The sequence below is a fragment of the Kitasatospora sp. NBC_01287 genome (assembly GCF_026340565.1).
In the GTDB taxonomy this organism is placed as follows: domain Bacteria; phylum Actinomycetota; class Actinomycetes; order Streptomycetales; family Streptomycetaceae; genus Kitasatospora.
The window spans coordinates 6112273-6135941 of record NZ_JAPEPB010000001.1 but is presented as its reverse complement, the minus strand read 5'-3'; the positions used below and the strand labels follow the sequence as shown (position 1 = coordinate 6135941).

Here is a 23669-nt window from a genome sequence, read left to right as displayed (position 1 = left end):
GGTACCCGAGGGGTACCGGCCTTCATCCGTCTGTGGAGCTACGGGGAATTGAACCCCGGACCTCTTGCATGCCATGCAAGCGCTCTACCAACTGAGCTACAGCCCCGCGACACGCGCGGGCCGATGACGGACCGCTGGTGCGGAGTGGAGCTACGGGGAATTGAACCCCGGACCTCTTGCATGCCATGCAAGCGCTCTACCAACTGAGCTACAGCCCCGCACTCACGGAGAGTCCCGCTGCCCCGGTGGGCCGCTTTCTCTCCTGCGAACGAGGAAGACTCTAGCTGGTCAGACCCGGAATGACGAAATCCCGCCCGGTTCGAACCCCGTCCCCGCTCCGCTCAGGTGTCGTCGCCGATCACCGGCTCCGGCAGCGTCCCCGCGTTGTGCTCCAGCAGCCGCCAGCCGCGCGCGCCCTGGCCGAGCACCGACCAGCAGCAGTTGGAGAGGCCGCCGAAGCACTCCCACTGGCTCGGGTCCAGGCCGAGCAGCCGGCCCAGCATGGTGCGGATCGTGCCGCCGTGGCTGACCACCACCAGGGTGCCGTCCTCGGGCAGCTTCTCGAAGGCGTCCAGCACCACCGGGACCGAGCGGTCGGCCACCTCGGCGCTCAGCTCCCCGCCGCCGCGCCGCACCGGCTCGCCACGGCCGAAGGCCGCGTACTCCTGCGGGTAGCGCTCGCGGATCTCGGCATGGGTCAGGCCCTGCCAGGTGCCCGCGTAGGTCTCCCGCAGGCCCTCGTGCAGCTGCGCCTCCAGGCCGGTGAGCCTGGCCAGCTCGGCGGCGGTGGCCGCGGCCCGCTGCAGGTCGGAGGAGAGCAGCAGGTCGGGCCGCAGCCCGGCCAGCAGCCGGGCCGCGCGCCGGGCCTGGGCGCGGCCGACCTCGGTCAGCGGGATGTCCGTGCTGCCCTGGAACCGGGAGTCCAGGTTCCAGGAGGTCTGACCGTGCCGCCAGAAGACGATCCGCGGTCCCCCCGCGCGGCCGCTCAGCTGAAGTCCTGGATGAAACCGACCGCGTTGCCCGCCTCGTCGGTCGCCGCGTCCTCGGGACGGTTGCGGGTGGCCAGCGCGTCAGCGGGCAGCTCCAGCTCCGGGCAGTCCTTCCAGAGCCGGTCCAGGGAGTAGAAGGAGCGCTCCTCGGAGTGCTGCACGTGCACGACGATGTCCAGGTAGTCGAGCAGGATCCAGCGGCCCTCGCGCTCGCCCTCGCGGCGCACCGGCTTGACGTCGAGCTGCTCGCGCAGCTGCTCCTCGACCTCCTCGGCGATCGCCTTGACCTGGCGGTCGTTGGCCGCCGAGGCGATGAGGAAGGCGTCGGTGATCGACAGGACGTCGCTGACGTCGAAGGCGATCACGTTGTGCGCGAGCTTGTCGGCCGCCGCCTGGGCGGCGACGGTGATCAGTTCCTGCGAGCGTTCGGTTGCGGTCACGGTGTTCTTCCGGCTCGATGACATGAATTTCCGTCTCCAGGATCTCACGCCAGCACAGCGGGCCCGGCCGGAGTTCTCCGGCCGGGCACCCGAGCACCTCCCGGCACTACTGCTTGGGCGGCTGGTAGTCCTTGCCCAGCACCACCACGAGGTCGGCGGTCTGGGCGGTGGTGACCTTCTTCACCACGCTGCCCGGCAGGCCCAGGGTGGCGGCCAGTGACTGGGCCGCCGCCAGGCGCCCGTCGTCGGTGTAGTCGATCTCACTGGTCTGCTGCGCGCTCACGGTGGCGCCGCCGGGGACGAAGTTCAGACCGGCGCCGACCACCTGCACCTGGGCGGACAGCGCTGCGGCGCCGCCGCTGCCACTGGCGTCCACGACGCTCACCCGGGCCGGGGCGCTGGTGGCGGCGGCCAGGTGCACGGTGCTGCCGAGCACGTCCTTGACCACCGGGGCCGCCTTGGCCTGGTCCAGCGTGCCGTCCGGCTGGACCGGCAGCTCGGTGGTGCCGAAGTGGCCGGCGCCGGCCTGCTGGGCGAGTTCGACCAGCAGGCCCGCCAGAGCCTTCTCCGGCAGCGAGGGGTCGAGCACCGCCCCCATCTTGTCCACCACGGCGGTGGCGTCCGAGAGCTTGGTCGGCATGGCGGCGATCGCCGCGGTGAGCACCTGGCCGAAGCGGTTCAGCTGGGCGTCGCGGCTCTCGCCGGGCGCCTGGTAGGTGGCGTAGGCCACCGCGCCGTCGCCGCTCAGCAGCTGCCCCTTGCCCTGGCCGACCAGCGGCTTGCCGTCCGGGCCGTTGACCGCGGCGTTGGTGTCCACCTTGACGCCGCCCAGCTGGGCCACCAGCAGCCGCAGGTACGGGGTGTCCAGCCGCCAGGTGCCGGCCACCGGGGCCCCGAGCAGGTCGGCCAGCGCGTCCCGGGTGGAGGCCGGGCCGACCGAGTCCATCGCGGCGCTCAGCTGGGTGGTGGGGGTGTCGCCGCCGGTCGGCAGCTGCAGGCTGTCGGGCAGCAGCAGCATCGAACCCTTGTGCCCGGCCGCGTCGTTGACCAGCAGCACGCTGCTCACCTTGCCCTGCAGGTCGCGCAGGTGGACCACGACCACGCTGCGCTGCCCGACCGCGGCCGCGGCCGACTGCGAGCCGCCCAGCGCACCGGTGTGGAAGAGGTAGCCCACCGTGCCGCCGGCCAGCAGCGCCACCGCGACGGCACCGCCGATCAGCCGGGTGCGCAGCTTGCGGCGGCGCTCGTCGCGGCGCTCGGTGCGCGACTCGGCGAACTTCAACCAGTCGATGACGTCCTCGGTCTCCTCCGCCGGTTCGTCGACGAAGGTGAACTCGCCCGTCTGGTACGCGTCCTGGTCGCCCTCCCGGGCCGGCTTGGTGGCCGCGCGACGGCCGCCGACCTGCTCGGAGGGCTCGGCGGGCGCAGCCGGTGCGGCGGGCGCGGGCGCCGGGGGCGCCGGGCGCGGGCGCGGCGGGGCCGGCACGGACGTCGAGCGCGGCGGCGGGACGGGCGCGGGCGGGACGGGCGCGGGCGACGCGGGAGCGGCCGGCTGCTCGTAGCGCGGCTGCTCGTACACCGGCTGCTCGTACACCGGCTGCTGGTAGAGCGGCGGCTGCTGCTGGTAGGCCTGCTCCTGGTACGGCTGCCCCTGGTACGGCTGGGCGTACCCCTGCTGCTGGTAGACCGGCTGCTGCTCGTAACCCGCCTGCTCGTAACCCGCCTGCTGGTAGACCGGCTGCTGCTCGTAACCGCCCTGCTGCTGGTGGGGCTGCTCCTGGTACGGCTGGGCGTACCCCTGCTGCTGCTCGTACGAGGCGTACTCCTGCTGCTGGTGAGCCTGCTGCTCGTACGGCTCGTAGGCGTACGCCTGCGGCTGCGGGTACTGCCCGGTGGACCAGTCGCCGTCCTCGGGCCCTTGGTGGTCTGCCGTCACGCCATCCCTCAAGGTCTTCCTCCGGCTCAGCCGGCGTCCAGGTAGAGCGCCCGCTTGTCGATGTACCGCACCACGCCGTCCGGGACGAGGTACCAGACCGGCTCACCCTTGGCCACCCGCAGCCGGCAGTCGGTCGAGGAGATGGCCAGCGCCGGCACCTCGACCAGCGAGACCCGGCCGGCCGGCAGCCCGTCGTCGGAGAGCGTGTGCCCGGGCCGGGTGCAGCCGATGAAGTGGGCGAGCGCGAAGAGCTCCTCGACGTCGCGCCAGGAGAGGATCTGGGCCAGGGCGTCGGCGCCGGTGATGAAGAAGAGGTCGGCGTCCGGGTGCTGGTCCCGCAGCTCACGCAGGGTGTCGACAGTGTAGGTGGGCCCATCGCGGTCGACGTCGATCCGGCTGACCGAGAACTGCGGGTTCTCGGCGGTGGCGATCACCGTCATCAGGTAGCGGTCCTCGGGCGCCGAGACGGTGGTGCCGCTCTTCTGCCACGGCCGTCCGGTCGGGACGAAGATCACCTCGTCCAGGTGAAAAGCGCTGGCCACCTCACTCGCGGCGACCAGGTGCCCGTGGTGGATCGGGTCGAAGGTTCCGCCCATGACGCCCAGCCGCTTGCGCCGCCCGGGCCCCGCCGTCGGCCTGCTCTCTCCCATGCCGCAACACCTTACGCGACCCGCTCAAGGGGCACTCGCCCCGCCCGAGCCGCAACGCACCGAAGGGAGCGTCCCGCTCTCGGGGCGCTCCCTGGTCGCTCGCGCGGGGCCGGCTGGTCGCTCGCGCGGGGTGCGGCTCAGCGGTCCTTGTTGAAGCGGGTCACCAGGAAGAGCAGCATGAGCAGGATGAACAGCGCGCTGCCACCGGTGAGCAGCGGGTTCAGGCTGTCGTGGCCGCCGCCCTCGGCGAGGCGGGTCAGGGCGGGCAGGGCGCTAGCGGTCATGATCGGCAGGGCCTTCTCGACTCGGTGGGGGGCCAGGACGCGGGTCCCGGCGAGCCGCTGCGGCCCGCGCCCCTCATCCTACGAGGCCCTTACCCGCAACCGCGCGGCGGCTCCCCGCGTCTGACAACGGGTGAGACTCAGTTGTCGCGGCCGGCCCGGACCAGGATCCAGGCGAGCAGGCAGACGCCGATGATCGACCCGAGCACGATCAGCCGCAGGAAGAGGCCCGGACCAGGGCCGTTGGAGATCGCGGCCAGGTTCACCAGGGCGTCGGGGGACATCGGCAGGGCTCCTCGGGGAGGGTGTGACACATCGGAATCCAGCGTAGACCCGCCCCCGCCGAGCCGTGCGCACCGCCCCCGTTCCGCCACCGCCGGGGCGCCGTGCGCCGAGCCCGGGGACGAGTACGCGCACGCGGACGTTGAAGCAGACGGATCCAGCGGGGGCCGGCGATGGGCCGGGACCGGCGTCGAGCAGGAGGTACTCAGCACATGACCGATTCCAGTCGGAGTGACGGCACCACGGGCACGCCCGGTCGCCGCCGCCAGCGATTCGCCGGCATCTCCACCCGGGCCTGGGAGCACCCGGCCGACCGCTCGGCGCTGGTCGCGCTGCGCAAGCTCTCGGGCTTCGACGAGATCCTGAAGAAGCTGGCCGGCCTGGTCTCCGAGCGCAGCCTGCGGCTGATGTTCCTGGCCACCGCCGTGAAGGCCTCCGAGCGCCAGTACCCCGAGATCCACGACATGGTCCGGGACGCGGCCTACATCCTGGACCTCGAACGGGTCCCCGACCTGTACGTGACGCAGGACCCGACCGTCAACGCGATGTGCATCGGCATGGACACCCCGGTGATCGTGCTGACCACCGGCCTGGTCGAGCTGCTGGACGAGGAGGAGCTGCGGGCCGTGGTCGGCCACGAGGTCGGCCACGCGATGTCCGGCCACGCGGTCTACCGGACGATGCTGCTGATCCTGACCAACCTGGCCGCCCGGGTCGGTTGGATACCGCTGGGCAACCTGGCGATCATGGCGCTGGTCACCGCGCTCAAGGAGTGGTTCCGCAAGGCCGAACTCTCCTGCGACCGGGCCGGCCTGCTGGCGGGTCAGGACCCGCAGGCCTCGATGCGCGGCCTGATGAAGCTGGCCGGCGGCCACAACCTCGGCGAGATGAACGTGGACGCCTTCCTGGAGCAGGCCGAGGAGTACGAGAAGGCCGGCGACCTGCGCGACGGAGTGCTGAAGCTGCTTCAGGTGCTGCCGCAGACCCACCCGTTCGCGGTGGTCCGGGTCGCCAAGCTCAAGCAGTGGTCGGAGGGCGAGGAGTACCGCTCGATCCTGGCGGGCGCCTACCCGCGCCGCGCGGACGACCCGGACACCAGCGTCTCCGAGCAGTGGCGCGCGGCCGCCGACTCCTACGGCAAGTCGATCAAGGAGAGCAAGGACCCGCTCTTCTCGCTGCTGCGCGACATCGCGGACGGCGCCGGCTCGGTGGGCGGCAAGCTGCGCGACACCTTCACCGGCGCGAAGGCCTCCGGCCGGGCGCCGGAGGACGAGCCGCGCGACTAGGAGCTGGGCCCTCGCCGCTGCCCTAGGAACTCCCCCAGCGGTACACCGTGATCCCGCCGCCGGCCGCCACCACCCGGTAGCCGGCGGCGGGCAGCGCCGCCGTGGCCTTCAGCTGCTCGCTCTCGGGCACCGGGAAGTCGCCGGGATCGTCCAGCGCCGCCACCCACCGGGCCACCGGGCGGTTGACCGGCCCGGTGGCACCCGGGTAGGTCAGGTAGGGGAAGAGCGAGACGGTGCAGCGGTCCGTCAGCTGAGGGGCGAGCTGGTTGGCGGCGGCCACCGTCGCGCCGTCCGGTATCACGGCCAGCACCTGGCGGACGGCGCGCACCGCGGGGCTCGGCCCGGCCAGGTCGGGCAGCGGGGCGGTGGCCAGGCCCAGGAGCAGCGCGATCGCGGGCACCGCCGCGGCCACCCGCCGCACCACCCGCCCCGCACGGCCCGGCCGGTGACCGGCACCTGCCCGGATCCGGTGCAGCCCGTCCACCAGCGCCAGGAAGAGCACCGGCATCAACGTCGCGTTGTAGTGGCACGCGGTACCCCAGTAGCTGGGCGCCGGCGTCCAGAACCGGGCCGCCAGGGGCAGCACCGCCAGCAGCACCAGCGGTGAGCGCAGCGCCACGAAGAGGGTCGGCGCCAGCAGCAACGCGACCGTGTCCCACTTGAGTTCGGGCAGGAGCAGCCGGGTCAGCGGGTCGCCGTGCCAGGCGCCGTTGTTGCCGTAGCTGTACACCCCGCCGGGGTTCAGCGCGGGCACCACCACCAGCACCGCCAGCAACGTGCCCGCCACCGCCGCCAGCACCGCGCCGGTGCCCAGCAGCCGCCGGCCCCGGCAGAACACGTAGACGCCGATGCCTGCCAGCATCAGCCCCTGGTCCTCCTTGACCAGCAACAGCGGCAGCGCCCAGCAGACCGCCGCCCGGTAGCGGCCGCGAGCCAGCGCGGCCACCGCCCAAGCGGTCAGTGGGACGGCCAGCGCCACCTCGTGGAAGTCGAACTGGGTCGCCTTCCAGAGCCCCCAGGAGAATCCGTAGGCCAGCCCCACCGCCACCCCGCGCCGCCGCCCCAGCCGCTCGACGGCCAGCGCGGTGACCGGCACGCAGGAGAGCGCGAAGAGCAGCGCCTGGGCCACCAGCAGCGTGGCCGCGCAGGGGAAGAGCCGGTAGACCGGCGCCAGCACCGCAAGCAGCGGGCTGAAGTGATCGCCGAGCAGGTTGAAGGCGGTGCCCTTGAGCGCGGCCACCGGCGCGTGGAACCCCGCGTAGCCGCGGACCGCCTCCTCGAAGATCCCGAGGTCGAATCCGCTGGTCTCCATCCGCCATTGCCGGGGCACCGAGAGCAGCAGGTCGAAGGCCAGGACCGGCAGTACGGGTATCCAGGAATTCCAGCCGCGCACGGCGGCGAATCGTCCACTATCCACCTGCCCGACGCTAGGAAAATCGCGCTGAAGGAATTCTGAACGAACCTGAGGATTCATTCAGCCAGGAGCTTTGCGGCATAACGGACAGCGGGGCTCCCCAAGAAAGGGAACTGACCTATTCTGAGCCGATGCGCCTTCTGATGGTCGAGGACGAGGAGCGGCTCGCGCAGTCGCTGAGCCAGGGCCTGAGGGCCGAGGGGTACGCGGTCGACGTGGTCGGCGACGGCCTGCTCGGGCTGGAGCGCGCCCGCTCCTGCGACTACGCCGCAATCGTGCTCGACCTGATGCTGCCCGGCCTCAACGGATTCCGGATCTGCCAGGAACTGCGCCGCGAGCGCAATCCGGTGCCGATTCTGATGCTGACCGCGAAGAACGGCGAGTACGACGAGGCCGAGGCCCTGGACTGCGGCGCCGACGACTTCCTCAGCAAGCCGTTCTCCTATGTGGTGCTGACCGCCCGGCTGCGCGCCCTGCTGCGCCGCGGCGCGGCGGCCCGCCCCTCGGTGCTGGCCGTCGCCGACCTGCGGATCGACCCGGCGGCCCGGCGCTGCACGGTGGGCGAGGGGGTGCTGCGACTGACCGTCAAGGAGTTCGGGGTGCTGGAGTGCCTGGCCCGGCGCCCCGACCAGGCGGTGCCGAAGACCGAGATCCTGGACGCGGTCTGGGACTCGGCCTTCCGCGGCGACGCCAACATCGTGGAGGTCTACATCGCGGCGCTCCGCCGCAAGCTGGCCGGCTCCGACGCCCTCTGCCGGATCGAGACCGTGCGCGGCATCGGCTACCGGCTGACGCCCCATGGCGACTGAGCGGCGCCCACCACGCCGTCCCCGGCTCGGGGTGCGGGCGCGGGCGGCGGTGGCGGCGCTGGTCGCCTCGGCCCTGCCCTTCGGGGTGGCGGCGTACTGGGTGGGCCGGTCGGTGCACGACGAACTGGAGCGGGAGGCCACCGACCAGGCCCGGATGGCGGTGGAGAACATCGCCGGCAAGGTCCCCTCGGGCCCGGACGAGGAGTACCAGACCAGGGAGGTCACCCCCGCGCAGATCGTCGCCTACGGCGGCGCGTACGCCGATGGTGCCGCGCCACGCACTCAGCGGCTCACCGTCCACGTCCTCGTCGACCCGCGGGAGGCCGACCGGGCCGGCGACACCATCACCCGCATCCTCGGCTGCTACCTGGCCCCGGGCGCCTCCCTCTTCGTCGCGCTGACGGCCTACCTGGTCACCGGCCTGGCACTACGCCCGGTGGAGGCGATCCGGCGGCGGATGGCCGAGATCGGCGACGGCGCCTTCCACGAGCGGGTCCCGGTGCCCAAGGCGCGCGACGGGATCTCCCGGCTGGCCGCGACCACCAACGTCACGCTCGGCAAGCTGGAACGGGCCCTGGGCGAGCAGCGCCGACTGGTCGCCGACGCCTCGCACGAGCTGCGCAGCTCCCTGGAGGTGCCGCTGGCCCACCCCGCCGCGACCGAACCGCCCAGCGGTCACGGGGCCCAGCTGGTGGTCCGCCTCCCCCCTCGCCGCCCGGCAGCAGCGGAGCTAGGGCCGAGCACGGCCTAGGACCCGGTCGGCGTCGCCAGCACCGCGCACTGCTGCCAGGCCGGCTGCGAGCGGTCGGCCGGGTCCACCGCGCCGGGCCGGGCGGCAGCCGAGCCGACCGGGCCGACCGGGCCGACCGCCAGCGGCCGCAGGTAGTCGGCCTGGGCGGCGCCGCACGCGGTCGGGCCGGCTTGCTCGACCGAGTCGACCAGCCGCACCTGCGCGTTGGCGATGTCGGTGGGCCCGAGGTCGAAACGCACCTCGCGGCGGACCGTGTAGAGGCTGACCGGGCCGTTGGTCACCGCGCCGGCCGGGCGCAGCGCGTAGACCAGCGTGTGGTCGCTGGTGATCTGCAGGGTGCCCGGATCGAGCTCGGTGACCGTCACCCCGCCGGCCACCTTGACGGTGTCCGTGGCCAGGGCGATCCGCATCGGGTCGAAGCGCACCATCCAGCCGGTGGCGCTGTGGTGCTGGTCGTCGGCGGGGGAGGCCACGCTCTGGTCGAACTGGTCCTGCTCCTGGGGTGCCAGCAGCGCCCGGACCGGCGCCGTCTGCCCCTGCACCAGTACCGCCGGGGCCAGCTCGGTGGCTTCCAGGTAGCGGCGCACGGTGTCCAGCGCGACGCTGACCTGCGACTGGCTGAAGTGCGCCGTCGCGGTACGGACGGCAGGCAGGCCGAAGCCCGCGCTGCCGTCCGCGTAGCCCGTCGCGGCCGCGAGTGAGGCGAACGGGCTGCTCGGGTCCGCCGCCGGCACCTCGCCCGTGGCCGGGGCGAGCGCGGTCAGTTCGGCGGTCAGCTGGGTGGCGCCCGACTGGCCCGGGTCGCCCCGCGGCGCGGTGACACCGAAGTAGACGGCGGCGCCGAAGGCCAGCACGATGAGCAGCAGCAGGGTCAGTGCCTGGCGCGGCAGCGAGGTGAACGCCCCCGCGCCGACCTTGTGCCGGATCGCCCGGGAGCCGCCTCCCAGGCGCTCCTCGGCCGAGAGCTCGGTGATCCGGGCAGCCCTGACGAAGGACTCGTCGAAGACGACGGATCGGTATTCGTCATCGCTTCCGGAACCACCCTCGGGCACACCCTCCGGAGGCTCACCCCGGTCACCCATGACTCAAGGGTAGAGCGCGGCTCGGTCCGGGAACGAGACCCGGGACGCAACGTGTCCGAGCGGTGACCTGCTCAGCCGGTGGGCAGCGGAACGGCGGCCGCGCCGGGTCGCGCACTGGCGTCGGCGGCGGGCGGCGCCGGGGCCGGGTCCGCCGAGCGACTGGTGCCGACCTCGGGACGTCGTCCGGGGGCACTGCCGGAACCCCGGTAGACCGCCGCGACGGCCACGGCCACCAGGCTGACCCCCATCACGATCACCAGCACCCAGGCCAGCGGCCGGTGCCAGCGCTGCTGCGCGACCTGGCCGCGGACCTGCGCCCGGGGACCGTAGCCGGGCCAGCGGACCGCGCGGCGGCGGCCCGGACGCCGGCCGGCGCCGACCCAGGGGTCGGTGTAGATCCGGTCGTCCTCCAGGCCCGCGGGGTGCGGGCGTAGCTCCAGCGGCAGGCCGTCGAGACGGTCGGCACCGTACTCCACCGGTCGCACCGCGATGCCCGGCTCCGGCTCGCTGCGGGCCTCGGCGGCGGCCAGCTGCCGTTCCTTGGCGCTCGGCTCGTACACCGCGGCGGATCTGATGAAGGCCTCGTCGAGGACCACGGTGGCGAACTCGTCGTCCGCATCACCGTGGTCGGCGCCGTCGGAGTACGGCGAGCCCCCCACATCCTCAGCCACGGGAATCAGCGTATTACCGGGCGCGCGATTTGTCTGTGGCTCCCGGCACTTGGACTGACGCGCCGCGGCCGGTCGGCCACCGACGGCCGACACTGCCTGGCAGTGCGGCTAGCCCCGGACGTGGCCGTCGCCGGTCACGATGTACTTGGTCGAGGTCAGCTCCGGCAGGCCCATCGGGCCGCGGGCGTGCAGCTTCTGGGTCGAGATGCCGATCTCGGCACCGAAGCCGAACTCGCTCCCGTCGGTGAACCGGGTGGAGGCGTTGACGGCGACCGTGGTCGAGTCGACCAGCTGGGTGAAGCGCCGGGCGGCGGCCTGCGAGGTGGTGACGATCGCCTCGGTGTGCCCTGAGGACCAGCGCCTGATGTGCTCGACGGCGGCGTCGAGCGAGGGCACCACGGCGGCCGCCAGGTCCAGCGAGAGGTACTCCGCGGCCCAGTCCTCGTCGGTGGCGGGCAGCACCGTGGCGGGCGAGCCGACCGCGAGCTCGCGCACCGCCTCGTCACCGTGCACGGTCACGCCCGCCTCGGCCAGCGCGGTCAGCGCCAGCGGCAGGAACTCCTCGGCGACGTCCTGGTGGACCAGCAGGGTCTCCGCCGAGTTGCAGACGCTGACCCGCTGGGCCTTGGAGTTCAGCAGGATGCCGACCGCCATCGCGAGGTCGGTGGCGGCGTCCACGTAGACGTGGCAGTTGCCGGTGCCGGTCTCGATCACCGGCACGGTGGAACCCTCCACCACGGTCTTGATCAGCGCGGCGCCGCCGCGCGGGATCAGCACGTCGACCAGGCCGCGGGCGCGCATCAGCTCGGTGACCGAGTCGCGGCTCTCCCCCGGCACCAGCTGGATCACATCGGCGGGCAGCCCGGCGGCGGCCACCGCGTCGCGCAGCACCGCGACCAGGGCGGTGTTCGAGCGGTAGGCGGAGGCCGAGCCGCGCAGCAGCACCGCGTTGCCGGACTTCAGGCAGAGCGCGGCGGCATCCACCGTGACGTTCGGCCGGGCCTCGTAGATGATGCCCACCACGCCCAGCGGGACCCGCACCTGCCGCACGTCCAGACCGTTCGGCAGGGTGTAGCCGCGCACCACCTCGCCCACCGGGTCGGGCAGGCCCACCACGCTGCGCACGTCGGCGGCGATGGCGCCGATCCGCTCGGGGGTCAGGGTGAGCCGGTCGATCACCGACTCGGCGGTGCCGGCCGCGCGGGCCCGGGCGACGTCCTCGGCGTTGGCGGCGGTGATCTCGGCGGTGCGCTCGGTGAGCGCCCCGGCGATCGCCAGCAGCGCGGCGTCCTTGGCCGAGCGCGGCAGCGGGGCGAGTGCGGCGGCGGCCGTACGGGCGCGGCGCGCGGTGGCGAGGACGGGGCTGTCGATGGTCATGCCCTGAAGGGTAGCGACTGGCCGAGGGCGCCTCCGGTCCCCGTCACCCTCTGAGACGCCCCGGTCCCGGCACGGGTCGGCGGGCGGGTCAGTACGGGTGCACGCCGCCCAGCTGGCTCGGCGGCTCGCCGAAGCCCTCGGCGACCCGCTGGTGGTAGGTGGCCCGGTCGACCACCTCCAGGCCGACGATCTCCCACGGCGGCAGCTTGGCGCTGGCCTTGTGCTCGCCCCAGAGCCGCAGTGCGATGGCCGCCGCGTCGTGCAGGTCGCGGGCCTGCTCCCAGTAGCGGATCTCCGCGTGGTCGGCCGCGTAGCGGGCGGTGAGGAAGAACGAGTGGTCGTGGGCGAGCCGCTCCAGCCCCGCCCGCAGCGCGGCCAGCGGTGTCACCTCCCCGGCCACGCTGAGCACCACGTGCCAGAGCCGGCCCTGCTCCGCCGCGGCGGCGTCCGCCTCCTGGGCGGCGGCCGGGCGCAGCTGCCGGACGACGGCGCCGGCCTCCCCCGGCGGCTCGGGCAGCACTCGGTCGCCCCAACGTCCCACCGGCGGCCTCCTGTTCGACGCTGCTGCTCTGTCCCCGGGCCCGCCGCGACCTGGCGGCCCGTCAGCCGCGCAGCACCACCAGGTCGTCCCGGTGGATGACCTCACGCTCGTAGGCGGCGCCGAGTTCCTGGGCCAGGTCCCGGGTCGACCGGCCGAGCAGGCGCGGCAGCTCCCTCGCATCAAAGTTGACCAGCCCACGAGCGATGATGTGGCCGTTTTCGGCAAGAAGGTCGACCGGATCGCCCGCGGCGAACTCGCCGTCCACCTTGGTGACGCCCGCCGGCAGCAGCGACTTGCCGCCCTCGACCACCGCCCGCACCGCTCCGTCGTCCAGGTGCAGGGCGCCGCGCGGGCTGCTCGCGTGGGCCAGCCAGAGCAACCGGTCGGCGGTGCGGGAACCGGTGCGGGTGAACAGGGTGCCGGTGGGGCGGCCGGCCAGCGCGTCGGCGGCGTGCCGGGCGGCGGTGAGCACCACCGGGATGCCGGCGCCGGTGGCGATCCGGGCGGCCTCGACCTTGGTGACCATGCCGCCGGTGCCGACGCCCGCCTTGCCGGTGCTGCCGATCTCGATGCCGGCCAGGTCCTGCGGGCCGGTCACCTGGGCGATCCGCCGGGTGCCGGGCTTGCTGGGGTCGCCGTCGTAGAGGCCGTCCACGTCGGAGAGCAGGATCAGCAGGTCGGCCCGGACCAGGTGGGCGACCAGGGCGGCGAGGCGGTCGTTGTCGCCGAACTTGATCTCGGCGGTGGCCACCGTGTCGTTCTCGTTGACCACCGGGACGGCGCCCATCGCGAGCAGCTGGTCCAGGGTCCGGTAGGCGTTGCGGTAGTGCGCACGGCGGCTGGCGTCCTCGGCGGTGAGCAGCACCTGGCCCACCCGCAGGCCGTAGCGGGCGAAGGAGGCGGTGTAGCGGGCCACCAGCAGGCCCTGGCCGACGCTGGCGGCCGCCTGCTGGCGGGCCAGGTCCGCCGGGCGCCGGGCCAGCCCCAGCGGCGCCAGACCGGCCGCGATCGCGCCGGAGGAGACCAGCACCAACTCCGGCGCCTCGGCTCTGCCGAGCGCCTTGGCGAGCGCGTCGACCAGTGCGTCCACCCGGTCGGCGTCCAGCCCGCCGGCCGCCGTGGTGAGCGAGGAGGAGCCGACCTTGACGACGATCCGCCGGGCGGTCAGGACGTCCTGACGCAGTGTCTGATCGCTCATCGGTCATGTCCCTTACACGCTGTGGTGGTCCGCCGCTGTGCGCAATGTACGCGAAAACGCGGAGCGGCCCGAACCGGATATCACTGTCCGGACGGGCCGCTGGCGGGTGTTGGACGACCGCGGGCCGGGCCCGCGTCCGCTGCTACTCCTCGTCGCCCACGTCGCCCTCGTCACCCTCATCGATCGCGGCCGGGCGGCCGGAGGAGAGCGCCTCGAAGGCGAGGTACTCGGTCTCGGCGGCGTCGCGGCCCTTCTGCTTGTCGCGGCGGCGGTCGACGGCCGGGCGGGGGGTCTCGAAGCGGTGGTCCTCGCCGCGGCGGCCGAGCATCTCGGCGCCGGCGGCCATGCTGGGCTCCCAGTCGAAGACCACGGCGTTCTCGTCGGGGCCGATGATGACGGTGTCACCCTCGCGCGCACCGACCTTCCACAGCTGGTCCTCGACGCCGAGCCGGGCCAGCCGGTCGGCGAGGTAGCCGACGGCCTCGTCGTTGCTGAAGTCGGTCTGGCGCACCCAGCGCTCCGGCTTGCTGCCGCGCACCCGGAAGGCGCCGTCCTCCTCGGTGACGGTGAAGCCCGTGTCGTCCACGGCCGTGGGCCGCAGCACCATCCGGGTGGACTCCTCGATCGGCTTGGCGGCACGCGCCTCGGCGACGATCTGGGCGAGCGCGAAGCTGAGCTCGCGCAGCCCGGAGCGGGAGGCGGCGGAGACCTCGAAGACCCGGTAGCCGCGCTCCTCCAGCGACTCGCGGGTGAGGTCGGCGATGTCCTGGCCGTCCGGGACGTCCACCTTGTTCAGCGCGACCAGTCGCGGCCGGTCCTCCAGGCCGCCGTACTGCGCGAGCTCGGCCTCGATGGTCTCCAGGTCGGTGAGCGGGTCGCGGCCCGGCTCCAGGGTGGCGCAGTCCAGCACGTGCACCAGGACGGAGCAGCGCTCGACGTGGCGCAGGAACTCCAGGCCCAGGCCCTTGCCCTGGCTGGCGCCGGGGATCAGGCCGGGGACGTCGGCGACGGTGTAGACCATGTCGCCGGCGGTGACCACGCCGAGGTTGGGGATCAGGGTGGTGAACGGGTAGTCCGCGATCTTCGGCTTGGCGGCCGAGAGCACCGAGATCAGCGAGGACTTGCCGGCGCTCGGGTAGCCGACCAGCGCGACGTCGGCGACGGACTTGAGCTCCATCACGATGTCGCGGGCCTCGCCGGGCTCGCCGAGCAGGGCGAAGCCGGGGGCCTTGCGGCGCGAGGAGGCCAGCGCGGAGTTGCCGAGCCCGCCGCGACCGCCGGCGGCGGCCACGAAGGTGGTGCCGTGGCCGACCAGGTCGCCCAGCACGTTGCCCTGCTTGTCCAGCACCACGGTGCCGTCGGGGACCGGCAGCACCAGGTCCTCGCCGTTGGCCCCGGTGCGGTGCCCGCCCGCGCCCGGCTTGCCGTTGCCGGCCTTGCGCTTGGGCGAGTAGTGGTACTCGAGCAGCGTGGTGATGTTGGCGTCGACCACGAGGGTCACGGTGCCGCCCTCACCGCCGTTGCCGCCGTCCGGGCCGCCGAGCGGCTTGAACTTCTCCCGGTGTACGGAGGCGCAGCCGTGGCCTCCGTTACCCGCGGCGACGTGCAGTTCGACGCGGTCCACGAAGGTGGTCATGAGCGGTGCCTCCCATTGGCGACGGGTGATAAAACGCGCAGGGTGGACCGGAGATTCCGATCCACCCTGCACAGGATCCAGCGGAAGAGCTGGATCAGGCCTCGACGGCCACGATGTTGACGACCTTGCGGCCGCGACGGTTGCCGAACTGGACCGCACCGGCGGTCAGCGCGAACAGGGTGTCGTCGCCACCGCGACCGACGCCCGCACCCGGGTGGAAGTGGGTGCCACGCTGGCGGACCAGGATCTCGCCGGCGCTGACGACCTGGCCGCCGAAGCGCTTGACGCCGAGGCGCTGGGCGTTCGAGTCACGGCCGTTGCGGGTAGAGCTTGCGCCCTTCTTGTGTGCCATCTCGCTATCCCCTTACTTACTTCGCGGAGTCGATGCTGGTGATGCGGACGGCGGTGTGACGCTGGCGGTGACCCTGGCGCCGACGGTAGCCGGTCTTGTTCTTGTAACGAAGGATGATGATCTTCTCACCCTTGGTGTGGTCGACGACCTCGGCGTGAACCTTCACACCGGCGAGGACCCACGGGTCGGACGTGACGGCTTCGCCGTCGACGACCAGGATGGTCGAGAGCTCCACCGAGTCACCCGGCTTGACGTCGACACGGTCGATCTCCAGCACGTCGCCGATGGCGACCTTGTGCTGGCGGCCGCCGGCGCGAACGATCGCGTACATGCGGTACCTGCTTTCCACTGCTCGGTTCGGAACTCTCGATGCCAGCCGCTGGGTATGGACACAGCGGCCTCCCCCGCTCCGACTTGCGAAGGTTCGGGAGGTGATGTGCTCGGGAGCATTGGCGTAGACACGCCGATGGTCAAGAATACGGACCGGTCGCCGCTGGAGCAAACCGAGCGGCTCGGGCCGTACGGAGCACGGGGTGGCCGCGAGGGCCACCCCGCACCCGGGTCACTCCGCGGCCGAATCACCCTCGGCGGCGGCTGCCTTCTTGGCCGCCGCGCTGGTCCGCTTGGTGGCGGTCTTGCGGGCGGTGGTCTTCTTGGCCGCCGTCGTCGTCTTCTTGGCGGCGGCGGTGGTGGCGGTGGCGGTCTTCTTGGCGGCGGCCTTGCGCGGGGCCCGCTTCTTCGGAGCGGGCTCCTCGGCCTCCTCCGCGGGCTCAGCGGCGACAGTGGCCTCGGCGGCCTCAGTGGCCTGCTCGGCGACCTCGGCGACCTCGGCGACCCCGACGGTGGCCTCGGCCACCTCGGCGGGCCGCTCTGCCGCGACCGGGGCGGCGGCGGCCAGCGCGGCCTCCACCACGGCTTCGGCGCGCGACTGCAGCACCACGATCTCGGCCTCGTCCGGGCTGCCCGCCGAGGCGGTGGCCTTGCGCACCGCGCGGCGGCGGGTACGGCCGGCGGCCGGGGCGGCGACCGGGATCTCCACCAGGCTGGGCTGCTCGACGACCGGGGCCGGGGCCTCGGTGGCCGCCTGCTCGACGGCGGCCTCCTCGACGTCCTGCGCGAGGTCCTCGGCCGACTCGACGGCCTCGACGGCCTCGACGTCCTGCGCCCCGCGGTCGACGAGCTCGAACTCCTCGTGCTCGTGCTCCGCGGCGGCCTCGTCCTCGATCAGGTGCGGCTGCGGCTCCTCGTGGCCCGCCCCGCCCTTGCCGCGACGCCGGCGCTTGCCCGCACCCGCGCCCTCGCCGGCGGTGCCGACCGGGCCGCCACCGCCGCCGGGGGAGGTCGGCTGCTCCATGTGGACGATCACGCCGCGCCCGTTGCAGTGCACGCAGGACTCGGAGAAGGACTCCAGCAGGCCCTGGCCGACCCGCTTGCGGGTCATCTGCACCAGGCCCAGCGAGGTGACCTCGGCCACCTGGTGCTTGGTCCGGTCCCGGCCCAGGCACTCCAGCAGGCGGCGCAGCACCAGGTCACGGTTGGACTCCAGCACCATGTCGATGAAGTCGATCACGATGATGCCGCCGAGGTCGCGCAGCCGCAGCTGGCGGACGATCTCCTCGGCCGCCTCGATGTTGTTGCGGGTGACGGTCTCTTCGAGGTTGCCGCCCTGACCGACGAACTTGCCGGTGTTGACGTCGACCACGACCATCGCCTCGGTCCGGTCGATCACCAGCGAGCCGCCGCTGGGCAGCCAGACCTTGCGGTCCAGCGCCTTCATCAGCTGCTCGTCGATCCGGTAGGTGGCGAAGACGTCGACGTTGGACGTCCACTTCTGCAGCCGGTCCACCAGGTCGGGCGCGACCCCGCCGACGTACTCGTGGATGGTGTTCCACGCCTCGCCGCCGGAGACGATGACCTTGCTGAAGTCCTCGTTGAAGATGTCGCGGACCACCCGGACGGTCATGTCCGGCTCGCCGTAGAGCAGCGTCGGCGCGTTGCCGGAGGCCGCCTTCTTCTGGATCTCCTCCCACTGCGCCTGCAGACGCTGCACGTCGCGGGTGAGCTCGTCCTCGCTGGCGCCCTCGGCGGCGGTGCGCACGATGACGCCCGCGTCGTCCGGGACGATCTTCTTGAGGATCTGCTTGAGGCGGGCCCGCTCGTTCTCGGGCAGCTTGCGGCTGATGCCGGTCATCGAGCCCTCGGGCACGTAGACCAGGTAGCGGCCGGGCAGCGAGATCTGGCTGGTGAGGCGGGCGCCCTTGTGGCCGATCGGGTCCTTGGAGACCTGGACCAGCACGGACTGACCCGACTTCAGCACCGACTCGATGCGGCGCGGGCCGCTGTGGCCGAGCTGACCGAAGTTCACCTCACCGGCGTAGAGCACCGCGTTGCGGCCCTTGCCGATGTCGACGAAGGCGGCCTCCATCGACGGCAGCACGTTCTGGACCTTGCCCAGGTAGACGTTGCCGACGTAGGAGGTGGCCTGCTCCTTGTTGACGTAGTGCTCGACCAGGACGCCGTCCTCCAGGACGCCGATCTGGGTGCGCTCGCCGTTCTGCCGCACCACCATGACGCGCTCGACCGACTCGCGGCGGGCCAGGAACTCGGCCTCGGTGATGATCGGCACCCGGCGGCGGCCCAGCTCGCGGCCCTCGCGGCGGCGCTGCTTCTTGGCCTCCAGACGGGTGGAGCCCTTGATCGACTGCACCTCGTCCGGGTCGAAGGACGGCTCGGTGGAGCGGCGGCGCGGCTCGCGCACCTTCACGACCGTGCGGACACCGTCCTCGCTCACGGGCTCGGCGGCCTCGCCACCGGAGTCCCCGCTGCGGCGGCGGCGGCGGCGACGGCGGCGGGACGAGGCCAGGCCGTTGGCCAGGTCGTCCTCGTCGTCCTCGTCGACCGGCTCGGTGTCCGCCTCATCGGCGGGCTCGACCGGCTCGGCGGCGGACTGCTCCTGGCCCTCCGCCTCGAACTCCTCGGCCTCGCCACGGCGGCGGCGACGGCCGCCACGACGGCGCCGGCGCGAGGACGGACGACCGTCCTCCTCCCAGTCGCCGTCCTGCTCCGGACCCTGCTGCGCGGGGGCGACGGCCGCCGCGGCGGGCTCGGCGGGCGCGGCCTGCACGGGGGGTGCCGCCTGCACGGCGGGTGCCGCCTTCGCGACGGGAGCGGCCTGCGCGGCCGACCTGGCGGCGGCACCCTTGCGGCCGGTCGGCGGGGTGACCCGCACCGGGGCGCGGCCACCACGGCGGCGGCGACCGACACCGCTGTACTCGTACTCCTCGTCCTCCTCCACCGGGGCGGCGGCGGGCGCGGCGGCCTTCGCCGCGGCAGGGGCGGGAGCCGCGGTGGCCTTCGACACGGCGGGGGCGGCGGCGGGGGCAGCAGCGGCCGGGGCGGCGGCGGGCGCGGGGGCGACGTAGGAGGCGGGCTCCTGGAAGACCGGGGCCTGGAAGACGGCGGTGGCCGGACGCACGGCGCGGCGCCGGGCCCGCGGGGCCTCGGTGTGGTGCTCCTCGGCCGGGGCGGGCGGCGCGACGACGGCCGGGGCGGCCTCGACGGGCTCCTCCTCGGCGGCGGGCTCCTCGGCTGCGGGCTCCTCGGTGACGGGCGCCTCGGCGGCCGGGCTGGTCACCGGGGACTCGGCGCGCTTGCGGGTGCGACGGGCCCGGACCGGCTTCTCCGCCGCGGGCTCCTCCACCGGCGCCACCTCGGCGGCGGGCTGCTCAGCGGGCGCCTCGGCGGGCGCCTCGGCCTCGACCGGCGCGGCTTCGGCGCGCTTGCGGGTACGGCGGGCCCGGACCGGCTTCTCCGCCGCGGGCTCCTCGACCGGCGCCACCTCGGCGGCGGGCTCCTCGGTGACGGGCGCCTCGGCGGCCGGGCTGGTCACCGGGGACTCGGCGCGCTTGCGGGTGCGACGGGCCCGGACCGGTGGCTCGGCGGCGGCCGGCTCGGCCGCAGCCGACTCGGCAGCGGGCTCGGTGACGGTCGGCGCGCTCTCGACCGGGATCACGGTCTCGCCGCCCTCGGCCCCCTGCGGGGTACCGGCCGGGCGGGACACCGCGCGGCGACGGCGGCGCGGCGGCGCGGCATCCCCGATCGGGGTCTGCTGCGAATCGTTCTGCTCGTTGTTCTCGTTCTCAGGCATGCGGGTGGATCTCCCGTCAGGCCCCCGGGCTCCGCATCCGGGCACGGCCGGGCACCGGTGGCCGGCCATGGGGCGCGAAGGCGCCCGGGCCGACTCTCCACGGTGCCGCCGTGCGGACGCGAGGCCGCACAGGGGCTCGTAGTCTCGCTCGGCGCCCCGCACGGTGCGGGGTGTCGAAAAGTCTTCTGGTCCGACCAGTGTTCTCAGGTTTTCCCAAGCTGCGCGGCCCCACAACCCAGGTGGCTCCCGGGACCTGTGCGCGACGACGCTCGCTCCCCTGGGGAGCCGCGGCGGCCTGGAGCACGCAGGGCCGGGTGGTTGGTCCGGCCCTCGCCTCCGCCCGCTAGGCGGACGCTGCGGCCTGCGGCTCGACGGCCGTCTCCGATGGGACGGCCGGGGCCGCAGCGCGGTCGAGCGCCAGCGGGTCGGTCACCGTGCCGGTCTCCTCATCGAGCGGCCCCTGCGCCAGCCTGGTCACCTCAGCGGGGACCGGCAGCGCCAGGTCGGCCGTCGCACGGAGACCGGACAAGACGTCGTCTGGTCGTACGGCGGGTGTGGCGTGTCGTACTACCAGGCGCAGTATCGCACAGGCCTGACCGGTACGAACATCGGAGGTGGCCGCTGATTCCCCGACCGGACCAACGCCGACCTGCGCCGGGAGCAGTTCCAGGTGGCTGACGGCCCCGCGCGCGTCGAAGACCCGCAACCCGTTCTTCGTCTGCCGTTCGACCTCGACCCTCTCGGCGGCCAGGAACACCTCGATCGCGTGCGCCGCCTGGGCCTCGGAGACGCCGGCCAGCCGCAGCTCCCAGAGGGAGGCCTCCAGCCGCTCCACGAAGTTCGGGGTGCGCACCTCGACGGCGTCCACGATGTCCAGCCCGGTCGGCAGCGACTCGTCCAGTCGCGCGCGCAGCTCCTGCGGATCCCGCGGCTCGGCCAGCCCGATCTCCAGGTACTCCGCCTCGCTGGCCACCCCGGTCGGGGCGGCGTTGGCGTAGGAGACCTTGGGGTGCGGGGTGAAGCCGGCCGAATAGGCCATCGGGACGGCGGACCGCCGCAGGGCCCGCTCGAAGGCGCGCTGGAAGTCGCGGTGGCTGGTGAAGCGCAGACGGCCACGCTTGGTGTAGCGCAGACGGATGCGCTGCACCGTCGGCGCGGGAGGCGGACCGTCGGGCGTGCGGCGTGCCAGGGTCGCTCAGTCCTTCGTCAGAAGCCGGGTCCGGGGGCGGGTGGTGACCTGCGGTCCGGACGCTGTCAAGGAGCAAGCCTACCCGGCATGCGGACCTCCCCCGGAAGCCGCACACCACGCAAGCAGGGGCGCACCCGTGACCGAGGTCACACCGCGCGCCCCTGCCGCTCCCGGACCGCCGGGCCGCGGATGCCACCGACCCGGACGGCCCGCGCCGATCAGGCCGTCGTGCCCTGCGGCTGGGGGGCGGCGTTGACGACGGTCAGCGGCAGCAGCTTCTTGCCGGTGGGGCCGATCTGGATGGTCGTGTCCATCTGCGGGCAGACGCCGCAATCGAAGCACGGGGTCCAGCGGCAGTCGTCGACCTCGACCTCCTCCAGCGCGTCCTGCCAGTCCTCCCAGAGCCAGTCCTTGTCGAGGCCGCTGTCCAGGTGGTCCCAGGGCAGCACCTCCTCGTAGGTGCGCTCGCGGGTGGTGTACCAGGCGACGTCGACGCCGGTGCCGGCCAGGCCCTTCTCCGCGCTGAGCATCCAGCGGTCGTAGGAGAAGTGCTCGCGCCAGCCGTCGAAGCGGCCGCCGTCCTCGTAGACCGCGCGGATGACGGCGCCGATCCGGCGGTCGCCGCGGGAGAGCAGGCCCTCGACGATGCCCGGCTTGCCGTCGTGGTAGCGGAAGCCGATGTTCTTGCCGTACTTGCGGTCGCCGCGGATCGAGTCGCGCAGCTTGGCCAGGCGGGCGTCGGTCTCCTCGGCGGAGAGTTGCGGGGCCCACTGGAAGGGGGTGTGCGGCTTGGGGACGAAGCCGCCGATCGAGACGGTGCAGCGGATGTCGTTCTGACCGGTGACCTCGCGACCCTTCTGGATCACGTTCTTGGCCATCGCGCCGATCTGCAGCACGTCGTCGTCGGTCTCGGTGGGCAGGCCGCACATGAAGTACAGCTTCACCTGGCGCCAGCCGTTGCCGTAGGCGGTGGCGACGGTGTTGATGAGGTCCTCCTCGGACACCATCTTGTTGATCACCTTGCGGATCCGCTCACTGCCGCCCTCGGGGGCGAAGGTGAGGCCGGAGCGGCGGCCGTTGCGGCTGAGCTCGTTGGCCAGGTCGATGTTGAAGGCGTCGACCCGGGTGGAGGGCAGCGAGAGGCCGATCTTGTCCTCGGTGTAGCGGTCGGCCAGACCCTTGGCGATGTCGCCGATCTCGGTGTGGTCGGCCGAGGAGAGCGAGAGCAGGCCGACCTCCTCGAAGCCGGTCGCCTTCAGCCCGCGCTCCACCATCTCGCCGATGCCGGTGATGCTTCGCTCCCGCACGGGGCGCGTGATCATGCCGGCCTGGCAGAAGCGGCAGCCGCGGGTGCAACCGCGGAAGATCTCCACGGACATCCGCTCGTGCACCGTCTCGGCGAGCGGGACCAGCGGCTGCTTGGGGTAGGGCCACTCGTCCAGGTCCATCACGGTGTGCTTGGAGACCCGCCACGGCACGCCGGGGGCGTTGGGCACCACGCGGGCGATCCGGCCGTCCGGCAGGTACTCCACGTCGTAGTAGCGGGGCACGTAGACCCCGCCCGTCTTCGCCAGCCGCAGCAGCAGCTCGTCGCGGCCGCCGGGGCGGCCCTCGGCCTTCCAGGCCCGGATGATCGCGGTGATGTCCAGCACGGCCTGCTCGCCGTCGCCGACCACCGCGCAGTCGATGAAGTCCGCGATCGGCTCGGGGTTGAACGCGGCGTGGCCGCCGGCCAGCACGATCGGGTCCTCGTCGGTGCGGTCCACGGCCTGGAGTGGGATGCCGGCCAGGTCGAGCGCGGCCAGCATGTTGGTGTAGCCGAGCTCGGTGGAGAAGCTCAGCCCGAAGACGTCGAAGGCCTTGACCGGGCGGTGCGCGTCCACCGTGAACTGGGGCACCTGGTGCTCGCGCATCAGTGCCTCCAGGTCCGGCCAGACGCTGTACGTCCGCTCGGCCAGCACGCCCTCGCGCTCGTTGAGCACCTCGTAGAGGATCATGACGCCCTGGTTGGGCAGCCCGACCTCGTACGCGTCCGGGTACATCAGCGCCCACCGCACGTCGCAGGAGTCCCACTCCTTGACGGTCGAGTTGAGTTCGCCACCGACGTACTGGATCGGCTTCTGGACGTGCGGGAGGAGGGCCTCCAGGCGTGGGAAGACCGATTCGACTGGCATACGGCGAAACCCTTTGTGTGAGCGGGAGGGGTGACCCTCAAGGGTAGCGCGACGTGTGGGGCGTCCCGGAACGCCGCAGGCGGCGGCATGACGAACCAGAGGTCGGTCCAGGTGAGGACCAGGCGCTGGACGGGCAGCGGCAGCAGCGCGAGCAGCACCAGCACGGCCGGTGCTGCTCGCCCAGTTGTCCGGACAGGCCCGCGGCGACGGCGGTGACGGCGGTGACGGCGGAGACGGCGGAGACGGGGTTCCAGGACAGCCGCGGCGAACCCGTCCCGGGGGTGGCGTCCGCCGGCAGGCGAAGGCCCGCCCCGGTGCGGCCCGCGTCGTGCGGGTGGACCCCGCAGGCGCCCGCTCCGGGCTCCCCGCCGATCCGCACGTGGTCGTCAACAGTCCGCCAGGGGCGTGCCCGGGTTTGACCCGCGGTCGACGGAATGTGATCGCCGGGCATCAATGCCTGTCGG

21 protein-coding genes and 2 tRNA genes are annotated in these 23669 nt (G+C 73.2%); 3 read left to right on the top strand and 20 right to left on the bottom strand.

The window, feature by feature from the left end:
- Positions 1-33 precede the first annotated feature (33 nt).
- The 8 genes from OG455_RS26560 to OG455_RS26525 all read right to left on the bottom strand — a co-directional run bounded on the left by OG455_RS26560 (position 34) and on the right by OG455_RS26525 (position 4580).
- Positions 34-106 (bottom strand) — tRNA-Ala (locus OG455_RS26560).
- Between the two features lie 39 nt (positions 107-145).
- A tRNA-Ala gene (locus OG455_RS26555) sits at positions 146-218 on the bottom strand.
- A gap of 123 nt (positions 219-341) precedes the next feature.
- On the bottom strand, positions 342-989 hold the full coding sequence (locus OG455_RS26550; RefSeq protein WP_266300962.1) for a histidine phosphatase family protein: 648 nt from the start codon (positions 987-989) through the stop codon (positions 342-344).
- Positions 986-1429: a ribosome silencing factor gene (rsfS, locus tag OG455_RS26545; RefSeq protein ID WP_266297841.1), complete on the bottom strand. Its 444-nt coding sequence runs from the start codon at positions 1427-1429 to the stop codon at positions 986-988. Before rsfS ends, OG455_RS26550 begins: the two co-directional genes overlap by 4 nt.
- A gap of 106 nt (positions 1430-1535) precedes the next feature.
- Positions 1536-3365, bottom strand: a complete 1830-nt coding sequence (locus OG455_RS26540) for an LCP family protein (RefSeq protein ID WP_266297839.1) — start codon at positions 3363-3365, stop codon at positions 1536-1538.
- A gap of 26 nt (positions 3366-3391) precedes the next feature.
- Positions 3392-4015, bottom strand: coding sequence for a nicotinate-nucleotide adenylyltransferase (gene nadD / locus OG455_RS26535; RefSeq protein WP_266297837.1), 624 nt, complete (start codon positions 4013-4015; stop codon positions 3392-3394).
- 137 nt (positions 4016-4152) lie between these two features.
- On the bottom strand, positions 4153-4299 hold the full coding sequence (locus tag OG455_RS26530; protein ID WP_266297835.1) for a hypothetical protein: 147 nt from the start codon (positions 4297-4299) through the stop codon (positions 4153-4155).
- Positions 4300-4436: 137 nt separating this feature from the next.
- Entirely contained in the window at positions 4437-4580 is a 144-nt protein-coding gene (locus tag OG455_RS26525) for a hypothetical protein (protein WP_266297833.1), read from the bottom strand.
- A gap of 210 nt (positions 4581-4790) precedes the next feature.
- On the opposite strand from OG455_RS26525, the gene OG455_RS26520 reads away from it, so the two are divergent.
- Complete coding sequence (locus OG455_RS26520) at positions 4791-5864, top strand: M48 family metallopeptidase (protein WP_266297831.1); 1074 nt, start codon at positions 4791-4793, stop codon at positions 5862-5864.
- Positions 5865-5886: 22 nt separating this feature from the next.
- Here the strand turns inward: OG455_RS26520 and OG455_RS26515 are convergent, their stop codons facing one another.
- Positions 5887-7281, bottom strand: coding sequence for a DUF2079 domain-containing protein (locus OG455_RS26515; protein WP_266297829.1), 1395 nt, complete (start codon positions 7279-7281; stop codon positions 5887-5889).
- Positions 7282-7409: 128 nt separating this feature from the next.
- Between OG455_RS26515 and OG455_RS26510 the strand changes: the two genes are divergently transcribed.
- Positions 7410-8087, top strand: a complete 678-nt coding sequence (locus tag OG455_RS26510; RefSeq protein WP_266297827.1) for a response regulator transcription factor — start codon at positions 7410-7412, stop codon at positions 8085-8087.
- On the top strand, positions 8077-8838 hold the full coding sequence (locus tag OG455_RS42125) for a hypothetical protein (protein WP_323185578.1): 762 nt from the start codon (positions 8077-8079) through the stop codon (positions 8836-8838). Before OG455_RS26510 ends, OG455_RS42125 begins: the two co-directional genes overlap by 11 nt.
- On the opposite strand, the gene OG455_RS26500 is transcribed toward OG455_RS42125, so the two are convergent.
- The 11 genes from OG455_RS26500 to OG455_RS26450 form a co-directional block, all read right to left on the bottom strand.
- Complete coding sequence (locus OG455_RS26500) at positions 8835-9920, bottom strand: hypothetical protein (protein WP_266297825.1); 1086 nt, start codon at positions 9918-9920, stop codon at positions 8835-8837. The genes OG455_RS42125 and OG455_RS26500 overlap by 4 nt on opposite strands.
- Positions 9921-9991: 71 nt before the next feature.
- On the bottom strand, positions 9992-10591 hold the full coding sequence (locus OG455_RS26495) for a hypothetical protein (RefSeq protein ID WP_266297823.1): 600 nt from the start codon (positions 10589-10591) through the stop codon (positions 9992-9994).
- A 108-nt stretch (positions 10592-10699) separates the two neighbouring features.
- A complete protein-coding gene (locus OG455_RS26490) occupies positions 10700-11968 on the bottom strand; it encodes a glutamate-5-semialdehyde dehydrogenase (protein WP_266297821.1) in 1269 nt (422 codons plus the stop codon).
- An 88-nt stretch (positions 11969-12056) separates the two neighbouring features.
- Positions 12057-12689: a hypothetical protein gene (locus tag OG455_RS26485; RefSeq protein WP_266297819.1), complete on the bottom strand. Its 633-nt coding sequence runs from the start codon at positions 12687-12689 to the stop codon at positions 12057-12059.
- Positions 12571-13707 (bottom strand): glutamate 5-kinase, encoded by a 1137-nt coding sequence (gene proB, locus OG455_RS26480; protein ID WP_266297817.1) that lies wholly within the window; start codon positions 13705-13707, stop codon positions 12571-12573. Before proB ends, OG455_RS26485 begins: the two co-directional genes overlap by 119 nt.
- A gap of 142 nt (positions 13708-13849) precedes the next feature.
- A complete protein-coding gene (gene obgE / locus OG455_RS26475) occupies positions 13850-15343 on the bottom strand; it encodes a GTPase ObgE (RefSeq protein ID WP_266297815.1) in 1494 nt (497 codons plus the stop codon).
- 94 nt (positions 15344-15437) lie between these two features.
- Positions 15438-15695, bottom strand: coding sequence for a 50S ribosomal protein L27 (gene rpmA, locus OG455_RS26470; RefSeq protein ID WP_030058248.1), 258 nt, complete (start codon positions 15693-15695; stop codon positions 15438-15440).
- 16 nt (positions 15696-15711) lie between these two features.
- Positions 15712-16026 (bottom strand): 50S ribosomal protein L21, encoded by a 315-nt coding sequence (rplU, locus tag OG455_RS26465; RefSeq protein WP_266297798.1) that lies wholly within the window; start codon positions 16024-16026, stop codon positions 15712-15714.
- 231 nt (positions 16027-16257) lie between these two features.
- Entirely contained in the window at positions 16258-19842 is a 3585-nt protein-coding gene (locus tag OG455_RS26460; protein WP_266297796.1) for an Rne/Rng family ribonuclease, read from the bottom strand.
- Between the two features lie 343 nt (positions 19843-20185).
- A complete protein-coding gene (locus tag OG455_RS26455; protein ID WP_266297794.1) occupies positions 20186-20989 on the bottom strand; it encodes a TIGR03936 family radical SAM-associated protein in 804 nt (267 codons plus the stop codon).
- 260 nt (positions 20990-21249) lie between these two features.
- On the bottom strand, positions 21250-23205 hold the full coding sequence (locus OG455_RS26450; RefSeq protein ID WP_266297792.1) for a TIGR03960 family B12-binding radical SAM protein: 1956 nt from the start codon (positions 23203-23205) through the stop codon (positions 21250-21252).
- Between the last annotated feature and the right edge of the window lie 464 nt (positions 23206-23669).

Excerpts from the sequence above, each read along its gene's own strand:
- OG455_RS26530 (WP_266297835.1), bottom strand. The coding sequence starts at position 4,299 with ATGACCGCTAGCGCCCTGCCCGCCCTGACCCGCCTCGCCGAGGGCGGC.
- rpmA (WP_030058248.1), bottom strand. The coding sequence starts at position 15,695 with ATGGCACACAAGAAGGGCGCAAGCTCTACCCGCAACGGCCGTGACTCG.
- OG455_RS26460 (WP_266297796.1), bottom strand. The coding sequence starts at position 19,842 with ATGCCTGAGAACGAGAACAACGAGCAGAACGATTCGCAGCAGACCCCG.
- OG455_RS26500 (WP_266297825.1), bottom strand. The coding sequence starts at position 9,920 with ATGGGTGACCGGGGTGAGCCTCCGGAGGGTGTGCCCGAGGGTGGTTCC.
- OG455_RS26450 (WP_266297792.1), bottom strand. The coding sequence starts at position 23,205 with ATGCCAGTCGAATCGGTCTTCCCACGCCTGGAGGCCCTCCTCCCGCAC.
- OG455_RS26525 (WP_266297833.1), bottom strand. The coding sequence starts at position 4,580 with ATGTCCCCCGACGCCCTGGTGAACCTGGCCGCGATCTCCAACGGCCCT.
- OG455_RS26520 (WP_266297831.1), top strand. The coding sequence starts at position 4,791 with ATGACCGATTCCAGTCGGAGTGACGGCACCACGGGCACGCCCGGTCGC.
- OG455_RS26490 (WP_266297821.1), bottom strand. The coding sequence starts at position 11,968 with ATGACCATCGACAGCCCCGTCCTCGCCACCGCGCGCCGCGCCCGTACG.
- rplU (WP_266297798.1), bottom strand. The coding sequence starts at position 16,026 with ATGTACGCGATCGTTCGCGCCGGCGGCCGCCAGCACAAGGTCGCCATC.
- nadD (WP_266297837.1), bottom strand. The coding sequence starts at position 4,015 with ATGGGAGAGAGCAGGCCGACGGCGGGGCCCGGGCGGCGCAAGCGGCTG.
- OG455_RS26485 (WP_266297819.1), bottom strand. The coding sequence starts at position 12,689 with ATGCGAGGGAGCTGCCGCGCCTGCTCGGCCGGTCGACCCGGGACCTGG.
- OG455_RS42125 (WP_323185578.1), top strand. The coding sequence starts at position 8,077 with ATGGCGACTGAGCGGCGCCCACCACGCCGTCCCCGGCTCGGGGTGCGG.
- proB (WP_266297817.1), bottom strand. The coding sequence starts at position 13,707 with ATGAGCGATCAGACACTGCGTCAGGACGTCCTGACCGCCCGGCGGATC.
- OG455_RS26510 (WP_266297827.1), top strand. The coding sequence starts at position 7,410 with ATGCGCCTTCTGATGGTCGAGGACGAGGAGCGGCTCGCGCAGTCGCTG.
- obgE (WP_266297815.1), bottom strand. The coding sequence starts at position 15,343 with ATGACCACCTTCGTGGACCGCGTCGAACTGCACGTCGCCGCGGGTAAC.